Source organism: Hyunsoonleella rubra, assembly GCF_042684665.1.
Lineage (GTDB): Bacteria > Bacteroidota > Bacteroidia > Flavobacteriales > Flavobacteriaceae > Jejuia > Jejuia rubra.
The window spans coordinates 349500-367134 of the sequence record NZ_JBHULY010000005.1 but is presented as its reverse complement, the minus strand read 5'-3'; the positions used below and the strand labels follow the sequence as shown (position 1 = coordinate 367134).

General features: G+C 38.7%; 23 protein-coding genes. 9 read left to right on the top strand and 14 right to left on the bottom strand.

All coding sequences use genetic code 11. The features are described 5' to 3' along the window. The first annotated feature begins 8 nt into the window (after positions 1–8). The 3 genes from ACFSR8_RS02480 to ACFSR8_RS02470 are packed head-to-tail and all read left to right on the top strand — an operon-like array spanning position 9 to position 2271. Positions 9–806 (top strand): undecaprenyl-diphosphate phosphatase, encoded by a 798-nt coding sequence (locus tag ACFSR8_RS02480; protein WP_380288692.1) that lies wholly within the window; start codon positions 9–11, stop codon positions 804–806. Continuing rightward, positions 806–1495 carry a tRNA pseudouridine(55) synthase TruB gene (gene truB, locus ACFSR8_RS02475; protein WP_380288690.1) on the top strand — a complete coding sequence of 230 codons (690 nt, stop codon included), beginning with the start codon at positions 806–808 and terminating at the stop codon, positions 1493–1495. Before ACFSR8_RS02480 ends, truB begins: the two co-directional genes overlap by 1 nt. Positions 1496–1548: 53 nt before the next feature. Further along, positions 1549–2271 carry a hypothetical protein gene (locus ACFSR8_RS02470; RefSeq protein WP_380288688.1) on the top strand — a complete coding sequence of 241 codons (723 nt, stop codon included), beginning with the start codon at positions 1549–1551 and terminating at the stop codon, positions 2269–2271. Here ACFSR8_RS02470 and ACFSR8_RS02465 read toward each other — a convergent pair. Continuing rightward, positions 2255–2872 (bottom strand): thioredoxin family protein, encoded by a 618-nt coding sequence (locus ACFSR8_RS02465; protein ID WP_380288686.1) that lies wholly within the window; start codon positions 2870–2872, stop codon positions 2255–2257. The genes ACFSR8_RS02470 and ACFSR8_RS02465 overlap by 17 nt on opposite strands. Before the next feature lie 95 nt (positions 2873–2967). On the opposite strand from ACFSR8_RS02465, the gene ACFSR8_RS02460 reads away from it, so the two are divergent. From ACFSR8_RS02460 to ACFSR8_RS02450, 3 genes are read left to right on the top strand one after another with little or no spacing between them, the layout of a single operon-like run. Beyond that, positions 2968–3534, top strand: a complete 567-nt coding sequence (locus ACFSR8_RS02460) for a DNA-3-methyladenine glycosylase I (RefSeq protein ID WP_380288684.1) — start codon at positions 2968–2970, stop codon at positions 3532–3534. After that, a complete protein-coding gene (locus ACFSR8_RS02455; RefSeq protein ID WP_380288682.1) occupies positions 3521–4099 on the top strand; it encodes a hypothetical protein in 579 nt (192 codons plus the stop codon). The genes ACFSR8_RS02460 and ACFSR8_RS02455 overlap by 14 nt, the downstream gene beginning before the upstream one ends. Continuing rightward, entirely contained in the window at positions 4086–4766 is a 681-nt protein-coding gene (locus tag ACFSR8_RS02450) for a DUF2490 domain-containing protein (RefSeq protein ID WP_380288680.1), read from the top strand. Before ACFSR8_RS02455 ends, ACFSR8_RS02450 begins: the two co-directional genes overlap by 14 nt. A 23-nt stretch (positions 4767–4789) precedes the next feature. Here ACFSR8_RS02450 and aat read toward each other — a convergent pair whose 3' ends face one another. From aat to ACFSR8_RS02435, 3 genes are all read right to left on the bottom strand, one after another. Next, positions 4790–5419, bottom strand: a complete 630-nt coding sequence (gene aat, locus ACFSR8_RS02445; protein WP_380288678.1) for a leucyl/phenylalanyl-tRNA--protein transferase — start codon at positions 5417–5419, stop codon at positions 4790–4792. Between the two features lie 181 nt (positions 5420–5600). Continuing rightward, positions 5601–5978 carry a DUF3127 domain-containing protein gene (locus tag ACFSR8_RS02440; protein WP_380288676.1) on the bottom strand — a complete coding sequence of 126 codons (378 nt, stop codon included), beginning with the start codon at positions 5976–5978 and terminating at the stop codon, positions 5601–5603. Between the two features lie 199 nt (positions 5979–6177). Continuing rightward, the gene (locus tag ACFSR8_RS02435) at positions 6178–7047 is read right to left on the bottom strand and encodes a flavin reductase family protein (protein WP_380288674.1); all 870 of its coding nucleotides are present in this window, start codon (positions 7045–7047) and stop codon (positions 6178–6180) included. 122 nt (positions 7048–7169) lie between these two features. Between ACFSR8_RS02435 and ACFSR8_RS02430 the strand changes: the two genes are divergently transcribed. Together ACFSR8_RS02430 and ACFSR8_RS02425 are read left to right on the top strand one after the other, a co-directional pair. After that, positions 7170–8327: a sensor histidine kinase gene (locus tag ACFSR8_RS02430; protein ID WP_380288672.1), complete on the top strand. Its 1158-nt coding sequence runs from the start codon at positions 7170–7172 to the stop codon at positions 8325–8327. After that, positions 8327–8680, top strand: coding sequence for a hypothetical protein (locus ACFSR8_RS02425; RefSeq protein ID WP_380288670.1), 354 nt, complete (start codon positions 8327–8329; stop codon positions 8678–8680). The genes ACFSR8_RS02430 and ACFSR8_RS02425 overlap by 1 nt, the downstream gene beginning before the upstream one ends. Here ACFSR8_RS02425 and ACFSR8_RS02420 read toward each other — a convergent pair. Together ACFSR8_RS02420 and greA are read right to left on the bottom strand one after the other, a co-directional pair. Further along, entirely contained in the window at positions 8677–9072 is a 396-nt protein-coding gene (locus ACFSR8_RS02420; RefSeq protein WP_380288668.1) for an HIT family protein, read from the bottom strand. The two genes, ACFSR8_RS02425 and ACFSR8_RS02420, sit on opposite strands and share 4 nt — an antisense overlap. A 10-nt stretch (positions 9073–9082) precedes the next feature. Further along, entirely contained in the window at positions 9083–9556 is a 474-nt protein-coding gene (greA, locus tag ACFSR8_RS02415; protein ID WP_380288666.1) for a transcription elongation factor GreA, read from the bottom strand. Between the two features lie 171 nt (positions 9557–9727). Here greA and ACFSR8_RS02410 point away from each other — a divergent pair, with 171 nt between their 5' ends. Then, positions 9728–10165: a hypothetical protein gene (locus tag ACFSR8_RS02410; RefSeq protein ID WP_380288664.1), complete on the top strand. Its 438-nt coding sequence runs from the start codon at positions 9728–9730 to the stop codon at positions 10163–10165. A gap of 54 nt (positions 10166–10219) precedes the next feature. Here ACFSR8_RS02410 and ACFSR8_RS02405 read toward each other — a convergent pair whose 3' ends face one another. The 8 genes from ACFSR8_RS02405 to ACFSR8_RS02370 all read right to left on the bottom strand — a co-directional run bounded on the left by ACFSR8_RS02405 (position 10220) and on the right by ACFSR8_RS02370 (position 17578). Continuing rightward, positions 10220–12355: a TonB-dependent receptor gene (locus ACFSR8_RS02405; RefSeq protein ID WP_380288662.1), complete on the bottom strand. Its 2136-nt coding sequence runs from the start codon at positions 12353–12355 to the stop codon at positions 10220–10222. Between the two features lie 432 nt (positions 12356–12787). Continuing rightward, the gene (arfB, locus tag ACFSR8_RS02400; protein ID WP_380288660.1) at positions 12788–13195 is read right to left on the bottom strand and encodes an alternative ribosome rescue aminoacyl-tRNA hydrolase ArfB; all 408 of its coding nucleotides are present in this window, start codon (positions 13193–13195) and stop codon (positions 12788–12790) included. Next, the gene (locus ACFSR8_RS02395; RefSeq protein ID WP_380288658.1) at positions 13195–14745 is read right to left on the bottom strand and encodes a DUF4301 family protein; all 1551 of its coding nucleotides are present in this window, start codon (positions 14743–14745) and stop codon (positions 13195–13197) included. Before ACFSR8_RS02395 ends, arfB begins: the two co-directional genes overlap by 1 nt. After that, complete coding sequence (locus ACFSR8_RS02390; RefSeq protein ID WP_380288656.1) at positions 14732–15313, bottom strand: AAA family ATPase; 582 nt, start codon at positions 15311–15313, stop codon at positions 14732–14734. Before ACFSR8_RS02390 ends, ACFSR8_RS02395 begins: the two co-directional genes overlap by 14 nt. After that, on the bottom strand, positions 15274–15906 hold the full coding sequence (gene pnuC, locus ACFSR8_RS02385) for a nicotinamide riboside transporter PnuC (RefSeq protein WP_380288654.1): 633 nt from the start codon (positions 15904–15906) through the stop codon (positions 15274–15276). Before pnuC ends, ACFSR8_RS02390 begins: the two co-directional genes overlap by 40 nt. Beyond that, positions 15890–16150: a thiamine-binding protein gene (locus tag ACFSR8_RS02380; RefSeq protein WP_380288652.1), complete on the bottom strand. Its 261-nt coding sequence runs from the start codon at positions 16148–16150 to the stop codon at positions 15890–15892. Before ACFSR8_RS02380 ends, pnuC begins: the two co-directional genes overlap by 17 nt. A 67-nt stretch (positions 16151–16217) precedes the next feature. After that, positions 16218–16952 (bottom strand): geranylgeranylglyceryl/heptaprenylglyceryl phosphate synthase, encoded by a 735-nt coding sequence (locus tag ACFSR8_RS02375; protein ID WP_380288650.1) that lies wholly within the window; start codon positions 16950–16952, stop codon positions 16218–16220. Continuing rightward, on the bottom strand, positions 16952–17578 hold the full coding sequence (locus tag ACFSR8_RS02370) for a 4'-phosphopantetheinyl transferase family protein (protein ID WP_380288648.1): 627 nt from the start codon (positions 17576–17578) through the stop codon (positions 16952–16954). The genes ACFSR8_RS02375 and ACFSR8_RS02370 overlap by 1 nt, the downstream gene beginning before the upstream one ends. Between the last annotated feature and the right edge of the window lie 57 nt (positions 17579–17635).

The following is a 17635-nucleotide window of genomic DNA, read 5'->3' as shown; positions in this document are numbered from 1 at the left end:
TTTGCGCCATGGATGTAATTGACGCTATTTTATTAGGAATTATTCAAGGGTTGACAGAGTTCTTGCCTGTCTCTTCTAGTGGGCATTTAGAATTAGGCAAGGCCATTTTGGGAGACCATTCTGTTCCTGAGGAAAGCCTCTTGTTTACGGTAGTACTGCACTTTGCTACAGCTTTGAGTACCATTGTTGTTTTTAGAAAGGATATTTGGAATATCGTCAAAGGTATCCTCAAATTTGACTGGAATGAGGACATACAGTTTTTGGCAAAAATTGTGGTTTCCATGATACCCGCGGTGGTTGTTGGTTTGTTTTTTGAAGAACAGTTGGAGTCACTTTTCGGTGGCAATATCCTATTGGTGGGGTGCATGTTGATCATTACAGCCCTCCTTCTTTTTTTGGCCGATAAAGCCAAGGATACCAACAAAAAAGTGAGTTTTAGCAATGCATTTGTTATAGGTGTTTCTCAGGCCATTGCCATGCTACCAGGAATTTCAAGATCTGGGGCGACTATTTCAACATCCGTATTACTAGGCATTGACAAAACCAAATCGGCGCGATTTTCATTTTTGATGGTGGTTCCTCTAATTTTTGGCAAAATAGCGAAAGACATATTAAGCGGTGATATTTCTACTGATAGCCAAAATTTTACTGCGCTTTCTATGGGGTTTATTGCGGCCTTTGTCGCAGGTCTATTCGCTTGCACTTGGATGATTGCTTTGGTAAAGAAAAGCAAATTATCCTATTTTGCAATTTACTGCGTAATTGTTGGGGTAATTGCCATTGTGGTAGCTTTAATGAATAAATAATGACGGCCGAAGATTTTCTTTCTGGACTAGTCCTTTTAATTGATAAGCCCCTAAATTGGACATCCTTTCAAGTTGTGAACAAACTACGGTGGGAAATCCGACAGACCTTCAATATTAAAAAAATAAAAGTGGGACATGCGGGGACTTTAGATCCCCTAGCCACTGGATTACTAGTGGTTTGTACAGGAAAAAAAACAAAAGAAATCAACACCTATCAGGGACAAATTAAGGAGTACACTGGCACAATGGTTCTGGGAAGCACCACACCGTCTTTTGATTTGGAAACTGAAATTAACAACACTTTTCCCACTGACCATATTTCCGTAGAACTTATCCATAAATCCACTCAACAATTTATTGGTGAAATTCAACAGTTTCCTCCCGTGTTTTCAGCAGTAAAAAAGGACGGCAAGCGTTTATACGAATTTGCAAGGGCTGGGGAAGACGTTGAAATAAAATCTAGAACCGTGTCTATTTCTGAGTTCGAAATCACTAAAATATGTGGGTTGGAGGTAGATTTCAGAGTAATTTGCTCCAAAGGCACCTACATTCGTTCTTTAGCTCACGATTTTGGGAAAGCATTACATTCCGGAGCGCATTTATCCACATTGCGACGCACTAGAATTGGAGACTTCAATGTTGAAAATGGCATGTCTATAGATGCCTTTATTGGTAGCCTAAAAGACTAAATCCTAAATTTTTACGTATATTTCAGTATAAAATAGTTTGAAAACGCCTCAATTTGAACTTATCGAATCAACATAAAGCGCTTTTGTTGACCTTGCTCATTATGGGCACGGTGGTACTTTCTATATTCAATTTCAGTCTTGTTAAACAAAAGGAAAGAATCGCGGAAAGTTACTACGAAATTGAACCCGAGCCCGAACTTACCGAAGAGGAAATTAAGGTTTTGGAGGCTTTAGAAAATCAAAATAACGCGAAAGCCGAAACCAATCAAGCCTTTAACGAAACCCAACCAAACAAGCACTTTGCACAGGCATTTAAGCCTATTGCCCCGCCTGAGGATTATGAACCCCAGATAAACCATTCTGACCACGAGGGTGTTATGGACAGCTATAAATCAAAGTACACAAACACCAACCCTGCAAAACTGAAAAATGAGGATATCAATTCGTTTAGTAAAGTGAATGACCTCCTGAAAAAACAGCAAAACGATGGTTCAAATACCAGAAGTACTATGTCTTATTCTTTAGTAAACCGTAAACATTATTACCTGCCCACGCCAGTCTATCTTTGCGAAAATGGTGGTAAAATCGTCGTAAATATTACGGTGAATTCAAATGGGGATGTTATCGATGCTTATGTCAATACGTCTTCCACATCGTCAAACGAATGCCTAATAGAGCATGCACTCCAATATGCTGAAAACGCCAAATTCAGCAAGGACGCTTCAAAAGACGAGCAAATAGGCTCGATTACCTTTAATTTTATTGGCAAACACTAGGTTGCAACCTGCACAAGATTTCGGTAACGTCCTCAATAACGTTTTTGCCCTTGTTAGAGTTGTACCAATGTTGCAAATCTTCCTTAAACTCAGGTGTCAACTGGCCATTCATAGCTTTAAACCGTTTAACGTAACTGGCCGCCTCACTAGGTCTCGGCCCGTAAGTAGCAATTACTTCGCCTGTGGTATCATCAATGATTATCACTTTGGGAATAGCCCTGTTACCGTTGGTTAAATAGGCATCCATTAACTTGGGATTATCGTCCCTAAGCACGACACGATAGTTGATATTAGGGGTTATTTCAGCTATTTTATTCAAAGCGGGCAGTACGTGGGCGGCATCGCCACACCAACTTTCGGTAATGACCAACCAAGTGATTTTACCGTCAAATTCTTCCAATCGCTTTTTTGCAGATTCCGAAACTTTTAAGGTTTTATCCCAGCGTTTCATACGCCTGTCATTAAGTTTAGTAAAATCTACATGGGCTTGGGCCTGTTCATTTCCTGTAGTTGCTTGTTCCAAAGCAAACTGCTTGACCAACTCCCGATAGGCGGGATAGGAAATACTTTTATTTATGGCAGATTTAATAATGGTATCCATAACGAATTCTTTTACATGAAGTTACAAATTTAGTATCTTGCACTTCCTTTTAAGATGACTTTTGTCATACTTCAACATAAAAACTTACAAATTCTATGAATTCCAAACACAGATGCGGTTGGTGCGAAGGCGACACGCTTTATGAGGCCTATCATGACGAGGAATGGGGCGTGCCTGTTTATGATGATGAAACCCTGTTTGAGTTCTTAATTTTAGAAACCTTTCAAGCGGGTTTAAGCTGGATTACCGTTTTGCGCAAACGTGAAAATTTTAGAAAAGCATTTGACAATTTCGATTATAAAAAAATAGCGAAGTATGAACAAGATAAAATAGACGAATTGTTGCAAGACACAGGCATCATTCGTAATAAATTAAAGGTAAATGCAACGGTTACCAATGCCCAAGCTTTTATGAAAATTCAAGAAGAATATGGAAGTTTCAGCAAATATATCTGGGAGTTTGTTGATGGAAAACCGATTAAAAACACCCTCAATGATTGGCGAAATGCCCCGGCCAACACACCTTTAAGCGACACGATAAGCAAAGATTTAAAAAAGCGGGGGTTTAAATTTGTGGGCACTACAGTGGTGTATGCCCACATGCAGGCTACAGGCATGGTCAATGATCATGAAGTGAATTGTTTTCGATATGAAGAAGTTTAGTGTTTTAATGCTCTTGATGAGTTTTTGCGTTTCATTTTCGCAATCCAAAAATGAAAAGGAGGAGCGTATTCCTGCCTCCGAATTTCCCGAAATTGCCCAAGGCTATTTTAATATTATTTCGCATGAAGTGAAATACCTAAAGTACTACAAAGAAACCGATGGTGATAAAAAGAGCTTCGAGGTGAAGTTTAAGTATAAAAAAGAGCATTATAGTGCTGAATTTGATACCCTAGGAAAGCTGGAAGATATTGAAATTGTCATTAAAAAAAGGCATATTCCAAAAGATGTTTACAGTGCAATTTCGAAATATTTTGATGAGAATTACAGAAAGGTCGTTGTCGTCAAAGTCCAAAAACAATATGTCAATACCACCGATAAACCTGACAGACAATTTATTAGAAAAGTGCTGGAAAAGCCCTTTAATAAGCACACCCATTTTGAAATTATTGCTGAAATAAAAACCAAGTACATACATGAATTAAGGGAATTCACTTTTGACAGACATGGCGTATTCGAAAAATCCCGAAAAGTAACCACATCTTCATATGAGCATGCACTGTATTAAACGCTTATGTGCTATTGCACTTGGTTTTATGTGTTTTGCATTGGAAGCTCAGGACAATTTTACGTCCTTGGGCGAATCGTCTCTTTCGCTAAACCATAAGATATCGGAAACCTATAGTGCGAATTTTGTATTTAGAAGCCGTTATGTGCTCTATAACGGCGATGGGTTTCAGTACCAACAGCAACAGGTGGACGTGTTTCATTTCTCGACTTTTAAATTGGATTTTTACCACAAACTGAGTATCGGGCTTTATTACAGAAACAGGGACTGGTTTGAAACAGGCAGTGACGAAAAGCGGATTATCCAACAATATAATTTCAAAAAACAAACTTTGGGTGTGCGCTATGGGCATCGTTTTAGGGCGGAACAACGTATTTTGGATACCAAAACTATCTTTAGACAACGCTATCGCTTTGCGGTTGATTTTCCCTTGAATGGTGAAAAATTGGATATTGGCGAAACCTATTTGGTTAGCGCAATAGAAGGGCTGTTAAGTTTAAGTAAACCCGATAATCCAGAAACCGATATTAGGGTTTCGAGTCAGATCGGTTGGCAAATGAACGAAGCCTTAAAATTACAGTTGGGTTTGGAGCATCGGTGGGAGGCACTTAATCTCGTGTCGAAACATAATTTGTTTGTATTGACGGGGGCTGTTTTGAAGATTTAAAATATTTGACTTCAGCTAAACCATCATCCCTTTATATATTTTAAAAACTCGTCTCTTGCCATTTCCTCAGCTCCCAAACTAGCTAGATGATTGGTGAATACCTGACAATCTACAAGTTTGTATTCTGAGTTTTGAATAAAGGTAATAAAACCAACTTTACTGGCATTGCTCTCTTTGGCGAACATACTTTCACCCGTAAAAATACCGTTACCCAAATCGATGCCGTACAGGCCTCCAATAAGTCGGTCATTGTTCCACACCTCAACAGATATTGCGTAGCCCAAATGGTGCAACTCCGTGTAGGCTTTTATCATGTTTTGAGTAATCCATGTACCGGTTTGTCCGCTTCTTTTCGCAATGGCGCATTCGGTAATCACTTCATTAAATGCAGTATTGACCGTAACTTCAAAATCTTTATTACGAAGCACCTGTCTCATGCTTTTTGAAACTTTGAGTTTTTCGGGAAAAAGCACGAAACGAGGATCGGGGCTCCACCACAAAATAGGCTCATCGGTTTCAAACCATGGAAAAATCCCGGAACGGTATGCCAACAAAAGACGTGCTACCGATAAATCACCACCAATGGCCAAAATACCATCTTCGGTGGCTTCGGTCACCTCTGGAAACCAAAGTTTTTCAGATAGAAACTTCATTTTACAATTACTTTTTCTCTCTCAACTTGAAGATAAACGCAATTTTTTTATAAAAATAAGAAACCTCAATGTGTTTTGAAACATTGAGGTTTGAATTCTCTAACCCTTCCGACTTTCGATTTTAAAAAAATCAAAACCCACCTTCCCTTCAAAAGGGAAGGAGTCAGCTTAAATTTTTAGCCTAAAACGGCAAATCGTCGTGGTCGTCTTCGTTAAGATCACCAGCAGGTTCAAAAGCATCCGCTGGTGGCACTGGAGGCATGTTCTCTCCTGAGGCAACCGGCTGTAACGCCTCGATTCTCCAACCTTGTACAGAGTTGAAATATTTGGTTTCGCCTTGTGGGTTTACCCACTCCCTTCCGCGTAAATTGATGTTAATTTTTACTTGTTGCCCAACCTGATAGTTGTTCAACAAATCGGTTTTATCTTGCACAAACTCCACCAAAATATGCTGTGGATATTGCTCTTCGGTAGTCACTACTACCTCTCTTTTTCTAAACCCGTTGCTCCCAAAAGTCTGGGTGTCTCCAATCATTTTAATTCGTCCTTGAACTTCCATTTAATCTATAATTATTTAATATTCGTCTATTTACTATTTTTATTTTTTGGGCGTTACCTCCGCTTAGGCTCCGGTCGGGCTTTCACTACTCGCTCTCTGCGAGGAGCTCAAACATGCCGTTCAATCCCTAACGCGGGTATGTCTGCCGACATCATTTTATAACACCCATTACCGTCTTACCAGTCAACACCATTACCAGTTACGATAATAAAATTTTCCAAGCACTTTGCAGGTCCCCAAAGCTTAAATAATTTCTCGCCAATTTGTGCTTCTCACGATGGGTTTTATCTTTAATATCGGGGTAGCGTTCGCTCAAATCGTTTACAAACGCATCCACTTCGTCTTTAGTAGGTAACGCTTCTACATTAGCCAGCATGCCCAAATTGTTCCCTGTTAAAATCATGCTATCCTTCACATGCGCTGGAAAACTATCTACTCCAATTCCTAAAGAGGACAAAGGCTTTGGTATTTCAAAAAAACCTTTATTGGCCCTACTGTAATAGCTTCCTCCTGCCCTTGCTACCAAATCTAATTTTTGCTGGTCCACCGCTCCGTTTCCATCTAAAATTTCATCATCAATATGAAACTTTACCACCTCACAAATCACTAAATTTCCGGCACCGCCTTCATTCCCTAATTTCACCACCTCGTTCACCTTACATTCAAATTGCACCGGTGATTCTGCCACTCTAAAGGGCTTTACCTCATCAGAGGGCAACATATGCAACCCCGCCTTTTCAAACTCATTTATCCCCTCCGGATACTCCGCACTTGCCAAAGATGCCTGATGCACCAAATCAAAATTCACCACATTAATGACCACTTCCTTGGTCGTTTCAATATTGTGCAACGTATGCTTTGTGCTGTTGTCCCGAACTCTTCGCGCTGGAGAAAAAATCATAATCGGCGGATTGGCACTAAACACATTAAAAAAGCTAAAAGGCGATAAATTCGGGTTGCCGTCAGCATCCAAAGTACTGGCAAAGGCAATAGGCCGTGGCGCTACCGTACTCAACAAATACCCATGTAATTCACTGACTGATAGTGCTTTCGGACTGAATGACGCCATTTATTTTTTTGATTTGAACAAATGTAACTATTCTGCCACTCAACTAAAAACCGATTTACTAACAAGTTGGGCAATAATATTAACAGATTTGCATTATATTACTCGTATTAATTAACCATTACATGATTTTCACGACCCATAAAAACACCATCAGGTGGATAATGATTGTGGTTTCCTTTATCATCGTTTCTCTCATTTTGTGGAACACCTATGTGTTTTTCCAAAATTTTAAGGAAGAAGAACGGGTAAAGATGGAAAATTGGTCGTTCGCTCAGACCGAGTTTGTCAATTCTGATGTAAATACGAATACCAACTTAAACCTCACTTTAAAAGTATTGGGCAGCAACACCACTACTCCAATGCTAGTTGTCAACAAGGATGGTTCTTTAAGTAGCTTCAACAATATTGACGAGAAAAAAATAAAGGATTCGCTTTATGTTCAAAAACTAATCGAACAGTTTGAATCGGAAAATAGACCTATAGAAATCAAGTACCAAAACAAACATTGGTCTACCATTTATTACGGCAATTCACCGCTTTTGAATAAATTAAAATACTATCCGCTGGCACTTTTGCTTATTATCTTTCTTTTTGCAAGTGTGGTATTCTTCTTTTACAAAAGCAATAAAGTGGCCACTCAAAACAAGTTGTGGTCGGGCATGGCAAAGGAAACTGCGCATCAAATCGGAACACCACTTTCGTCTTTAATTGGATGGACGGAACTTCTAAAAACGGAAAATGTCAACCCCGATTATATTTCTGAAATTGAAAAAGACATTGACAGGCTTCAAATTATTACCGAGCGATTCAGTAAAATAGGCTCGTTGCCTAAACTTGAAAAAGCGGATATTGTAAAAGAGACGATGGCTTCCTATGATTATTTAAAACGAAGAACATCGGATTTAGTAAATTTTGAAATTATTGCCCCCAAGGAAGAAATCTTCGTGAAAGTGAACAAACAACTTTATAGTTGGGCGATAGAAAACCTTGTTAAAAATGGTATTGACGCCATGAAGGGCAAAGGCAAGTTGGCCATTGAAATCCTAAACCAGGAAAATATCGTATCTATAAATGTGTCCGATACCGGAAAAGGGATTCCGAAGAAAAACTTCGATAAAATATTTGAACCCGGCTTTACCACCAGAAAACGTGGTTGGGGTTTGGGACTGTCCTTAACCAGACGCATTATTGAAGATTTTCATAACGGCAGGATAAAAGTATTGCAATCCACCGTAGGTAAAGGCGCCACGATACAAATCAGATTAAAGCGTGCCGTATAATGAAGACCGAAAAATGGATACCCATAAAAAAGGTAGTTTTAAAAAACAATTGCCCGGAATGTTTTAGCAAAGACGGGTTGCACTTGACGTTTAAACAGAAGTTTGTTGAGACTTCATTCTACAAATCCGTAACCAAAGACATCAATACAGAAATACATTGTGATAGATGCGAAAGTCGCATTTACCCTGAACGATGGACGGCGGACATCGAACGCGTTTTTGACTACCAACAAAAGGCCTTTACGCCAAGACCGGATTCAAAATATTACAAAAAATTGTTTTGGATTATCGTGATTACTGCAATTGTACTGCTTTTTGTGGCGGTCGTTTTCCTCAGTCTGCAAATGGCCTAAAGTTGAACATATGCACTAATGGCTTTGGCTGTTTCCTGAAAATCCCCGGTTTCCATTTTTACCTTTTTGATAAAGCGCGCATCGTCCATAGACCGCAATGGGATTAAATGCACGTGGGCATGGGGTACTTCCAACCCAATCACGCTGACTCCCACGCGTTCGCAAGGAATGGCTTTTTCAATGGCCATGGCTACTTTTCTGGAAAACGCCATTAAGCCACTATACGTCGCTTCATCCAAATCAAATAGCTTATCTACCTCTTTTTTGGGAATGCAAAGGGTATGCCCCACCTGATTGGGGTTCACATCTAAAAAGGCCAAAAATTCATCGGTTTCCGCTATTCGATAACAGGGAATTTCACCGTTGACTATTTTAGTAAAAATTGAAGCCATTTTTTAAAGTTTATCTTGAAATCTCTAAAATATCAAATTTCATTACTCCGTTTGGCACTTGTATTTCAGCTACTTCACCAACAGATTTACCCAACAACCCCTTTCCGATAGGAGAGCTTACGGAAATTTTTCCCGAAGCTAAATCTGCCTCACTTTCGGCTACCAGTGTATAAGTCATTTCCATACCATTGGTTTGGTTCTTTATCTTCACTTTTGAAAGTACTAGTACCTTTGAAGTATCCAGTTGCGACTCATCAATTAAGCGGGCGTTAGACAAAGTTTCCTCAAGTTTAGAAATTTTCATTTCCAATAAACCCTGCGCCTCTTTCGCGGCATCATATTCAGCATTTTCACTTAAATCCCCTTTATCGCGAGCTTCCGCTATTGCTTGAGACGCCTTTGGGCGCTCAATATCCTTTAATTGATTTAATTCGTCTCTTAATTTTTTTAATCCTTCGGCAGTGTAATAAGATACTTTACTCATAACTTCATCGTTTACATAATAAAAAGATGCTGAAACATACTTCGGCTACGCTAAGTACAAGAGTTCAGCATATAAAAAAATCCCGCTTTCACGAGATTGTATAGCAAATATACAAAATATTTAAGTCGATTTGCTTTTTATCGTAAATTGCGTCCTAATTTTTAAGAATTTATGAGACTCTCTTTTGCCTTTGTTTGTTTCCTGTTTATAACCAATTGTAGCAGGAATTCTGTGGAAAACGAAAACTGTCAGTTTTTGCTAAACATCGGTGTGAACGAATCCGTTAATCTTAGTTTTTATCCCCAACTTCAGTTTGTTAGTGAAACGGCATATATCCCCAATATTGGAAACGGTGGCGTTGTCCTAATAAATACAACTAGTGGATTGGCAGCTTTTGATGCGGCCGACCCCAATCACCCTTTTGACACATGTTCAGTATTAACGATTGAAGGCGTTATTGGAAAATGTAATTGCGAGGACAAAAATGAATTCAGCCTCTTGACAGGTCTGCCAATTGAAAATGCTAATTCCAATGAAACTCCTCCCCGTTGTGCACTAAGGCGTTATCGTGTTGAGCAAAACGGCAACACGTTACTAATTTTTAATTAATAAAGCGCAGCCAGAGCATTACCAGCTACGCTTTACAATCCCTAATGTAAACCTTTAAAATTTTAAGGTAGCCCCAACCAAAAAGTTTGTAGTGGCCTGGGGATAATAGCCTGCAAAATAGCCCGTAGTTGTCCCTGTTGGGCTTGTATTATCTTCAAAATCAAACGAACCAAAATAGCCATTGGACACATATTTCTTGTTGAAGATATTGTTTACCAATCCCGAAAAGACAATGGACTTAAGCAACTTTTTAGGTTTAATTTCATAATTAATATTGAAATCGTTGACGAAATAGCTTTCCAAAATAGATTCAGGATTATCCGTATTTCCCATAAATTGTTCACCCACATATTTGCTCAACAGAGACAATTGAAGTCCCTCGGCTGGAAAGAAATTAATCGCATTGCCGATGACCACTTCAGGTGAAAATGAAATGTTGGTATCTCCTAGGTTTACCAATTCACCATTAACAGAAGTGGTAAAATACCTGTTTTTGTTTCGACTAAGGGCTACGTTGGTTGACGTACTAAGGAAACTGGCAATCTGAATATTTGCATCTACTTCCAGCCCCAGTCTGTAACTTTTTCCACTGGTAGCTCTTAGTGGGCTTCCCACATCATCCAATTCACCAGTCAATACCAATTGATTTTCATAAAACATGTAATACAAATTGGTGTTAACAGCTACTTTAGGACTTGCAAAACGCCAACCTAATTCTACATCGTTCAATGTTTCATTCTCTGTGACCCCGGATTCAAAGTCGTCCCTATTTGGTTCCCTATTCGCTCTTGCATAAGAGGCATAAAAGTTGTTTCTGTCACTACTTTTATAGGTCAATCCTATTTTTGGGTTAAAGAAATTAAATGTAGCATCAGTTATAAAAGGTGCTCTATCAGAATTTAAGCCATTGGTTTTATATCTTACAAAACGCCCCTGCAAATCAATATAACCCGTAAGTTTTTCTGCGAGGTTAAATGTTGCCTTTGAAAAAACACTAAAGTCATTTTTGGTGGCATCCCCTTGATAATATCTATCTCTAATATTGGTACCGGCAGTTAAGGCACTTCCCCAAATCACTTCGCCATAGTGGTCGCCAGTATAACTGCTAACGGAAAGCCCAGAAATAACCTCGATTCCAGAATTCTGATAAGTTACATTGGCGTTTAAAACATGAAAATCGTTGTCCAACCATCGTCTTACTATGACATCGGAGCCCTCTTCAATTAAATTTGCAAAATCCGATGCGGATTCATCTGGTTTATATTGTTCAAAATAACCCTTACCTTTTGTATAGTTTAAACCCAGGTTAGTTGACCAATGATTATTAAAACGTTGGTTCCAATGGAACTGATAATGGTCCTGCCAATAGTTGTCCGTTTCGTTTTCATAAGTATATGGATTTTGCCGACGATCTTCCCTCAATTGGTCCGCCGTTAAACCAAACCAGGATTGATAAGTCTGCTCGGCATTTCCGAAAGTCAAAACCTTAATCAAGGTATTGTCATCTTTATAAATCCCTTGTAGAAAATAAGATTTTAAGTCTGTAAATGCCCTATCGACATAACCGTCGGAGTCAATTTTTGAAAATCGGCCTGATATTTCAAAATGATCCTTGATTAATCCCGTGCCCAGTTTTACTGTATGCTTTCTTGTATTGAAACTCCCGAAACTATTTGAAATTTCGGCGTTAGCATCTTTTGAAAATGCATCCGTTAATAAGTTTAAGCTAGCACCAAAAGCACCTGAGCCATTGGTGGATGTTCCAACACCTCGTTGCAACTGTAAACTCTCAGTCGACGAAGCAAAGTCTCCCAAGTTGACCCAAAACGTACCCTGACTTTCTGGATCGTTATAAGGAATACCATTGATAGTTACGTTTACACGAGTGGCGTCTGTACCCCGAACCCTGATACCTGTGTATCCAATGCCCGCACCAGCATCACTAGTAGTCACTACTGATGGCAAAAAGTTTAACAAAATAGGAATATCCTGCCCTAAATTTCGTTTTGCCAATTCTTCTTTGGAAACATTGGAGTGGGTGATTGGCGAATCTGCGTCCACGCGGACTGCGCTTACTAAGACTTCGTCTAGTTTCTCTGTTTTTGTTGAATCTTGAATTTTTTGATTTTCCTGTGCATAAGCGCTGACCGATAGCACAAAAAGTGTTAAAAAAAGAAATAAATTTTTCATGTCGATTACATAAATTATAATCGAATAAAAAGAGGTAATTATTCTTTGTTGTTAAAAAATGATTTTTGAACGTTATATTGGCACTGAAAAATACTTTAGTATTTTTTTGCACTCACTAAAAATGTCCACCGGACATTTTCTTAACATTCGCTTCCTAAACAGCATTACCTGTTCTAGGTTCAATGGGTATGATCTCAGCCGTTCAGATTTTAGATTTACGAATTACGATTTCGGATTTAAATCATCAATCGAATATTGCCAATCGACAATCCTTCAGCACCCCTTTTTGAGAACGGCGCAAAGATAAATTCTATTTTTCGAATTAGGCGTAAAGAATTAATATTTTTTCCTCATCACCAGAAAAGAAATTATTATGATATTGCAATATCACGATTAAAACAAAATCACGATACAACGAAATACCTAAGCCCTTCAATCCACATCGGGCCTCTTCCGGTTCGCTTTCTTTTCAGCCTGCTTGCGCTTATTCTTGAGTCGTTTTTTAATAACTGATTTGGGCGTTTTAGTTGGAATGCGTTCTTTTTCTTCAACCAAGTTAGCTCGCATCAACCCCAAAAAACGTTGGGTGACTATTTCTTTGTTTCGATATTGACTTCGGGATTCGCCACACTGCAGTATCAATACGTTTTCTTTGGTCAATCTGGATTGGAGCCTTTTCTGGAGTAGCTCCTTTTGGGCATCTTTCAGAACAGATGATTCTAACAAATTAAAGGTCAGTTCCACTTTTGAAGCCGTTTTATTGACATGCTGGCCCCCACTACCAGAACTTTTGATGCCCTTAAAACCTAATTCTTTTATTAAAGCTTCCTCATCAAACATCAGGATACTTGGTGGACAGGTTTCAATAGATCGTTCACCGTTTTTACGGGGTTAAACGTTTCAACGGGCACTTCTACAAAAATTGAATTCCAGTAGGCCATACTACCGTTCCAAAGACCGGGTAGTTCCAAAGCTTGAATGTCCACCCCATTTCGGGTTTTTGTTGTGATAAACGCCGCTTCTGGATCTACATATTTGGACAAATCGTACTTTTCTCCCTTATAGTTTCTCACGCCGCAGACCAAATCTGTTGGGTTGAAGTGGGTGGCTTTGTATACTATTTCTTGCTGGTTTTGTTTGCCAAAATTAATTTGTGCAAATTCTACAATCTGCAATGATATTTTCCCATGTTTGTCCTTTACCCAAAAGGGACCTCCTCCTGGTTCTCCTTGATTTTTTACCATACCACAAACACGCATTGGCCTATCAAATCGCTCTTTTAAATAAGCTGTTTTTTTCTCTTCATCATAAGCATCAAAATCTACTGGAATGATCGTATTCAATCGGTACCTTAGGAATACGGCCATTAATTTATAATCCGCTTCCGTTAAACCGCCTTCATCCAATTGCCTTAAGAATGAAAACACTTTCTGCTGGGCTTCCAGTAATACACCTGCTAATAATTTTTTATAGTTGGACACCTCTATATTTTTGTCGGCTACTACAATGTTGTCAATATTCTTAATAAAAATCAAATCGTAGTCCAATACATTTAAGTTTTCCAAAAGCGCACCGTGCCCAGCTGGTCTGAACAAAATAGACCCATCTTCATTTCTAAAAACTTGATCTTTCAATGTCAAAGCCACTGTTTCCGTAGCTTCATTTTGATAAGAATAGGACACATTAAATTTTGTGCTCGTTTTGTTTTCTAAAAATGGCTTTACCTCATCGAGTTCCTTAGCAAAAAAAGGATGGTGTTTTTCCGAAACCGTAAAATGTAAATTGGCCTTTTCTTTTGAAGAAGCGTAAAGTGTAGATTCAAAGAGGTGTTCTTGAAATGCGGTCACCGTTTTATCGCTATATCTATGAAAGGGCAACAATCCTTTGGGCAGAAAACTGTAGTTCAATCCATTTTCGTCCAACATTGTCCTTACAAACAGTGCAAGTCGTTCGCCTTCTGAAAACTCATCATATTTGGGATAGGTGTTTTTAATTTGGCCTACAACCTCATTGTAAAAAGGAAAATTTTCCAAATTCTCTGAAAACGTGGCTATCAATCCATCGTTGTTGGATTCGATATAATTTTTTAGCGTAGTTTTGTTCGGATCAAAAGCATTCAAAAACTGAAACAGAAACTTAAACATCCGAGTAGCAGCACCTGAAGCTGGAACGAATTTAACAATGGAAAGTTCCTGTTGTTTTGCTTCATAAAGAGCTATCATTTCTTCAGTTCCATCCGCATCATAACGTTCAATACCTTTATCAATTGTAGCCGCTGAAACCAAATCTGAAAAAGACATCCCGTCTTTTAAACGCGAAATTTGGGCATTAACCTGATCAATGGTAATTCCTTTATTTTGAATCTGTTGAATATCTTTATCCGAGAACATTTTGTTTTTCTTTTAAGAGTTTGTCAATATGGCTAATAGCGGTTTTTAATCTTTCTTTTCTGTCTCCTTTTAACAATATAAAAGGCCTTTTTTGTTTTAGCAATTCATTTTGAAAAGATTCGAACATTTGCCCTCTTTGGTTAGGTTTGTCTCGCAAATCATCGGCTTCCCAAGAGGTGTCAATATAGGTTAAAAAATACAAATCGTAGGTGTTTTCCAGCGCGTATTTTTCAAGAAGAGGATCGCAACTACCAAGGTAATAGGCCTCTGAATACACCTTGGTTTCCAGCAAATCGGTATCGCAAATTAATACGGTATCTGTTTTTTTGGCAAGCACATTTTCCAGCTTCATTTGCCCCATGGCGATGGGCAACAAATCCTTAGGCTCACAAGTTTTACGCTCGTTGTTCCATTTATTTTGAAGATATTCACGGGCATACTCTGGCACCCAAACCGTATTGTAATGCCTGGCCAATTGACGTGATAATGTTGTCTTCCCGGTCGATTCGGGACCGAACGCTACGACTTTTATGCAGGTTGAAGGTTGTTGTTTAAGATGTTTTTCCATGCCAGATAACCAAATATAGCTATAAATGTGAACCCCAGATATTGAAAACTTGTAAACGTAAAACCTTTATAAAAATATAAAGGGACGGATATTAAATCGCCGACAATCCAAAATAGCCAATTTTCTATTTTTCTTCGTGCCATTAACCACATACCCACAAAGAAAATAGCGGTGGTTAGGGTATCGACCCAAGCCATCCAACTCGTCCATTTATCAAATGCCTTGTAAACTATAAAAACAAATATCAATGTGGCCAAAAAAATAAAAACACTTGCCAGTTTTTCTTTTGAAGTCGTTATGGTAATTGGAGTTACGTGAGTATCATCGACTTTTCTAGTCCAAACGTACCAGCCGTAAACGCTCATTATAAAATAGTATCCGTTAATCATCATATCGCCAAGCAATTCCCATTGAAAAAGCAGGTAAACAAAAATAACGGTACTAATGATGCCCGTTGGAAACACTAAAACTTTGTTCTGTTTGGAATACCAAACGGACAAAAACCCAAAAAAAACAGCTACTATTTCTAGAACAATATGTGCCGTTGAATATCCTGAATATTGACCGAAGAAAAACTCAAAAATGGGGCTCATAATCGTGCCTATCTGATTTTACGATTTTCATATAGAGCAGACCTTTGTCAACAAGTTCAAAAGCCTCCTTTATTTCGGATGTTAAAATTGACATTACCTCATCGTACTCCCCATATACTTGAGTGCTCAAAGGATTTTCCAAAACTTTTAATTTTGAAGCTCTCATTTTTTTGATAAAATGGATAATGGCAGGTTCAAAATCGCCCTGCAAAGGTGTTAAGGTTAATTCTACAGAAATTTTCATTACAAATTACTTCGGTGACTGAGGTTCTCGAAGTCACAATAGTTGATACTCTGTCGCTTCGAGAGCCTCAGCGACCATTATTATACTTTAATTCATCCAAAAATGTAGCATCTTCTTCAAAAGCAGTTCCAATTACAATCATATCCGCACCTGAATCATATGCTTTTTCTATTTGCGCTTTGGTTTTAATACCGCCGCCAACAATTAAAGGGATTTTCAAATCATGTTTGACACTTTTAATGATGTCTTCTGAAACGCAATTCTCCGCGCCACTTCCTGCTTCCAAATACATCAATTTCATTCCCAAAAATTCTCCAGCTTTAGCCGTATCCGAAATCTTTTGAATGTCCGAATTCTGCAATGGTTGCGTTGCTGTCACTGTTTCTACCGCAGTGGACTTGCCCCCTTCGATTAAAACGTATCCTGTTGGAATGATTTCCAACTCTGCACCCCTCAGTTTTGAAACCGATTCGACATGTTTACCAATGAGATATTCCGGATTTCGTCCTGAAATTAAGGACAAAAACAAAATGGCATCGGCTCTATCGCTTATTTGAGTGACATCACCAGGAAAAAGTACTACCGGCAAATCAGTCTCATTCCTAATCTTATCGACTAAAATATGAGTAGCATTTCCATCTCCGGTACTACCTCCAACAAAAACATGAGTGGCTATGGAGCGATTCACCTTCTCCATAAAATGACCAGTGTTTGACAAAGAAAACTTGTCCGGGTCAATTAACACAGCTAACAACCTTTCGCCATCAGCAATAGCATCCAATATGTTTTGATAAATCTGCATTAGGCAATGGCGTATGCGCAAGTGAAACCTTCAAACTCCAAAAATTCAACATCGTAGCGGCTTTTTTTCTCTTTATAGTCAATCCAAGCAATGGTTTCGACATCTTCCAAACTAAAAGGAATAACCAAACAATGGTCTTTAAAACTCAATCCTGGCGTGCAATACAATTTGTATAAAGACTCCTTGGCACACCAGATTAAAGTTAATTTCTTAACATAGTCATCGGCTTCCTCGACCAAATAATCCTCCTCGTAATCCACAAATTTATGGGCAATGCGCTTAATTTTTTCTCGTTGCTTTTCGATATCAATCCCCACAATCAAATCGCTAATGATTACTGCCGAAAACTGAAACGAATGCGTTATCGAAATCTGTTTGCCATCCTTTAAATGCGGTTTCCCACAATCGTCATAAAACAAATCCTTATCCGTATAGCCCAGCTCCCGCAACAAACACCGCACAGTTAAAAACCCACGTTGGTGCAGTTCACTTTTCATACCCATCACACGCTCCAATGCACTCTGTTTTAAATCCACGCGCGACATCAAATCCTCAAAAGACTCGGTTATCTTCCAGATTTTAACAGTAGTTTGTGAATTTGGCGTAATGGTTTTGTATAAAGGCATTTAATATTCCGAAAGTTATTGGTTATCTTTGCACCGCCTAAAAGGGATGACCTATTT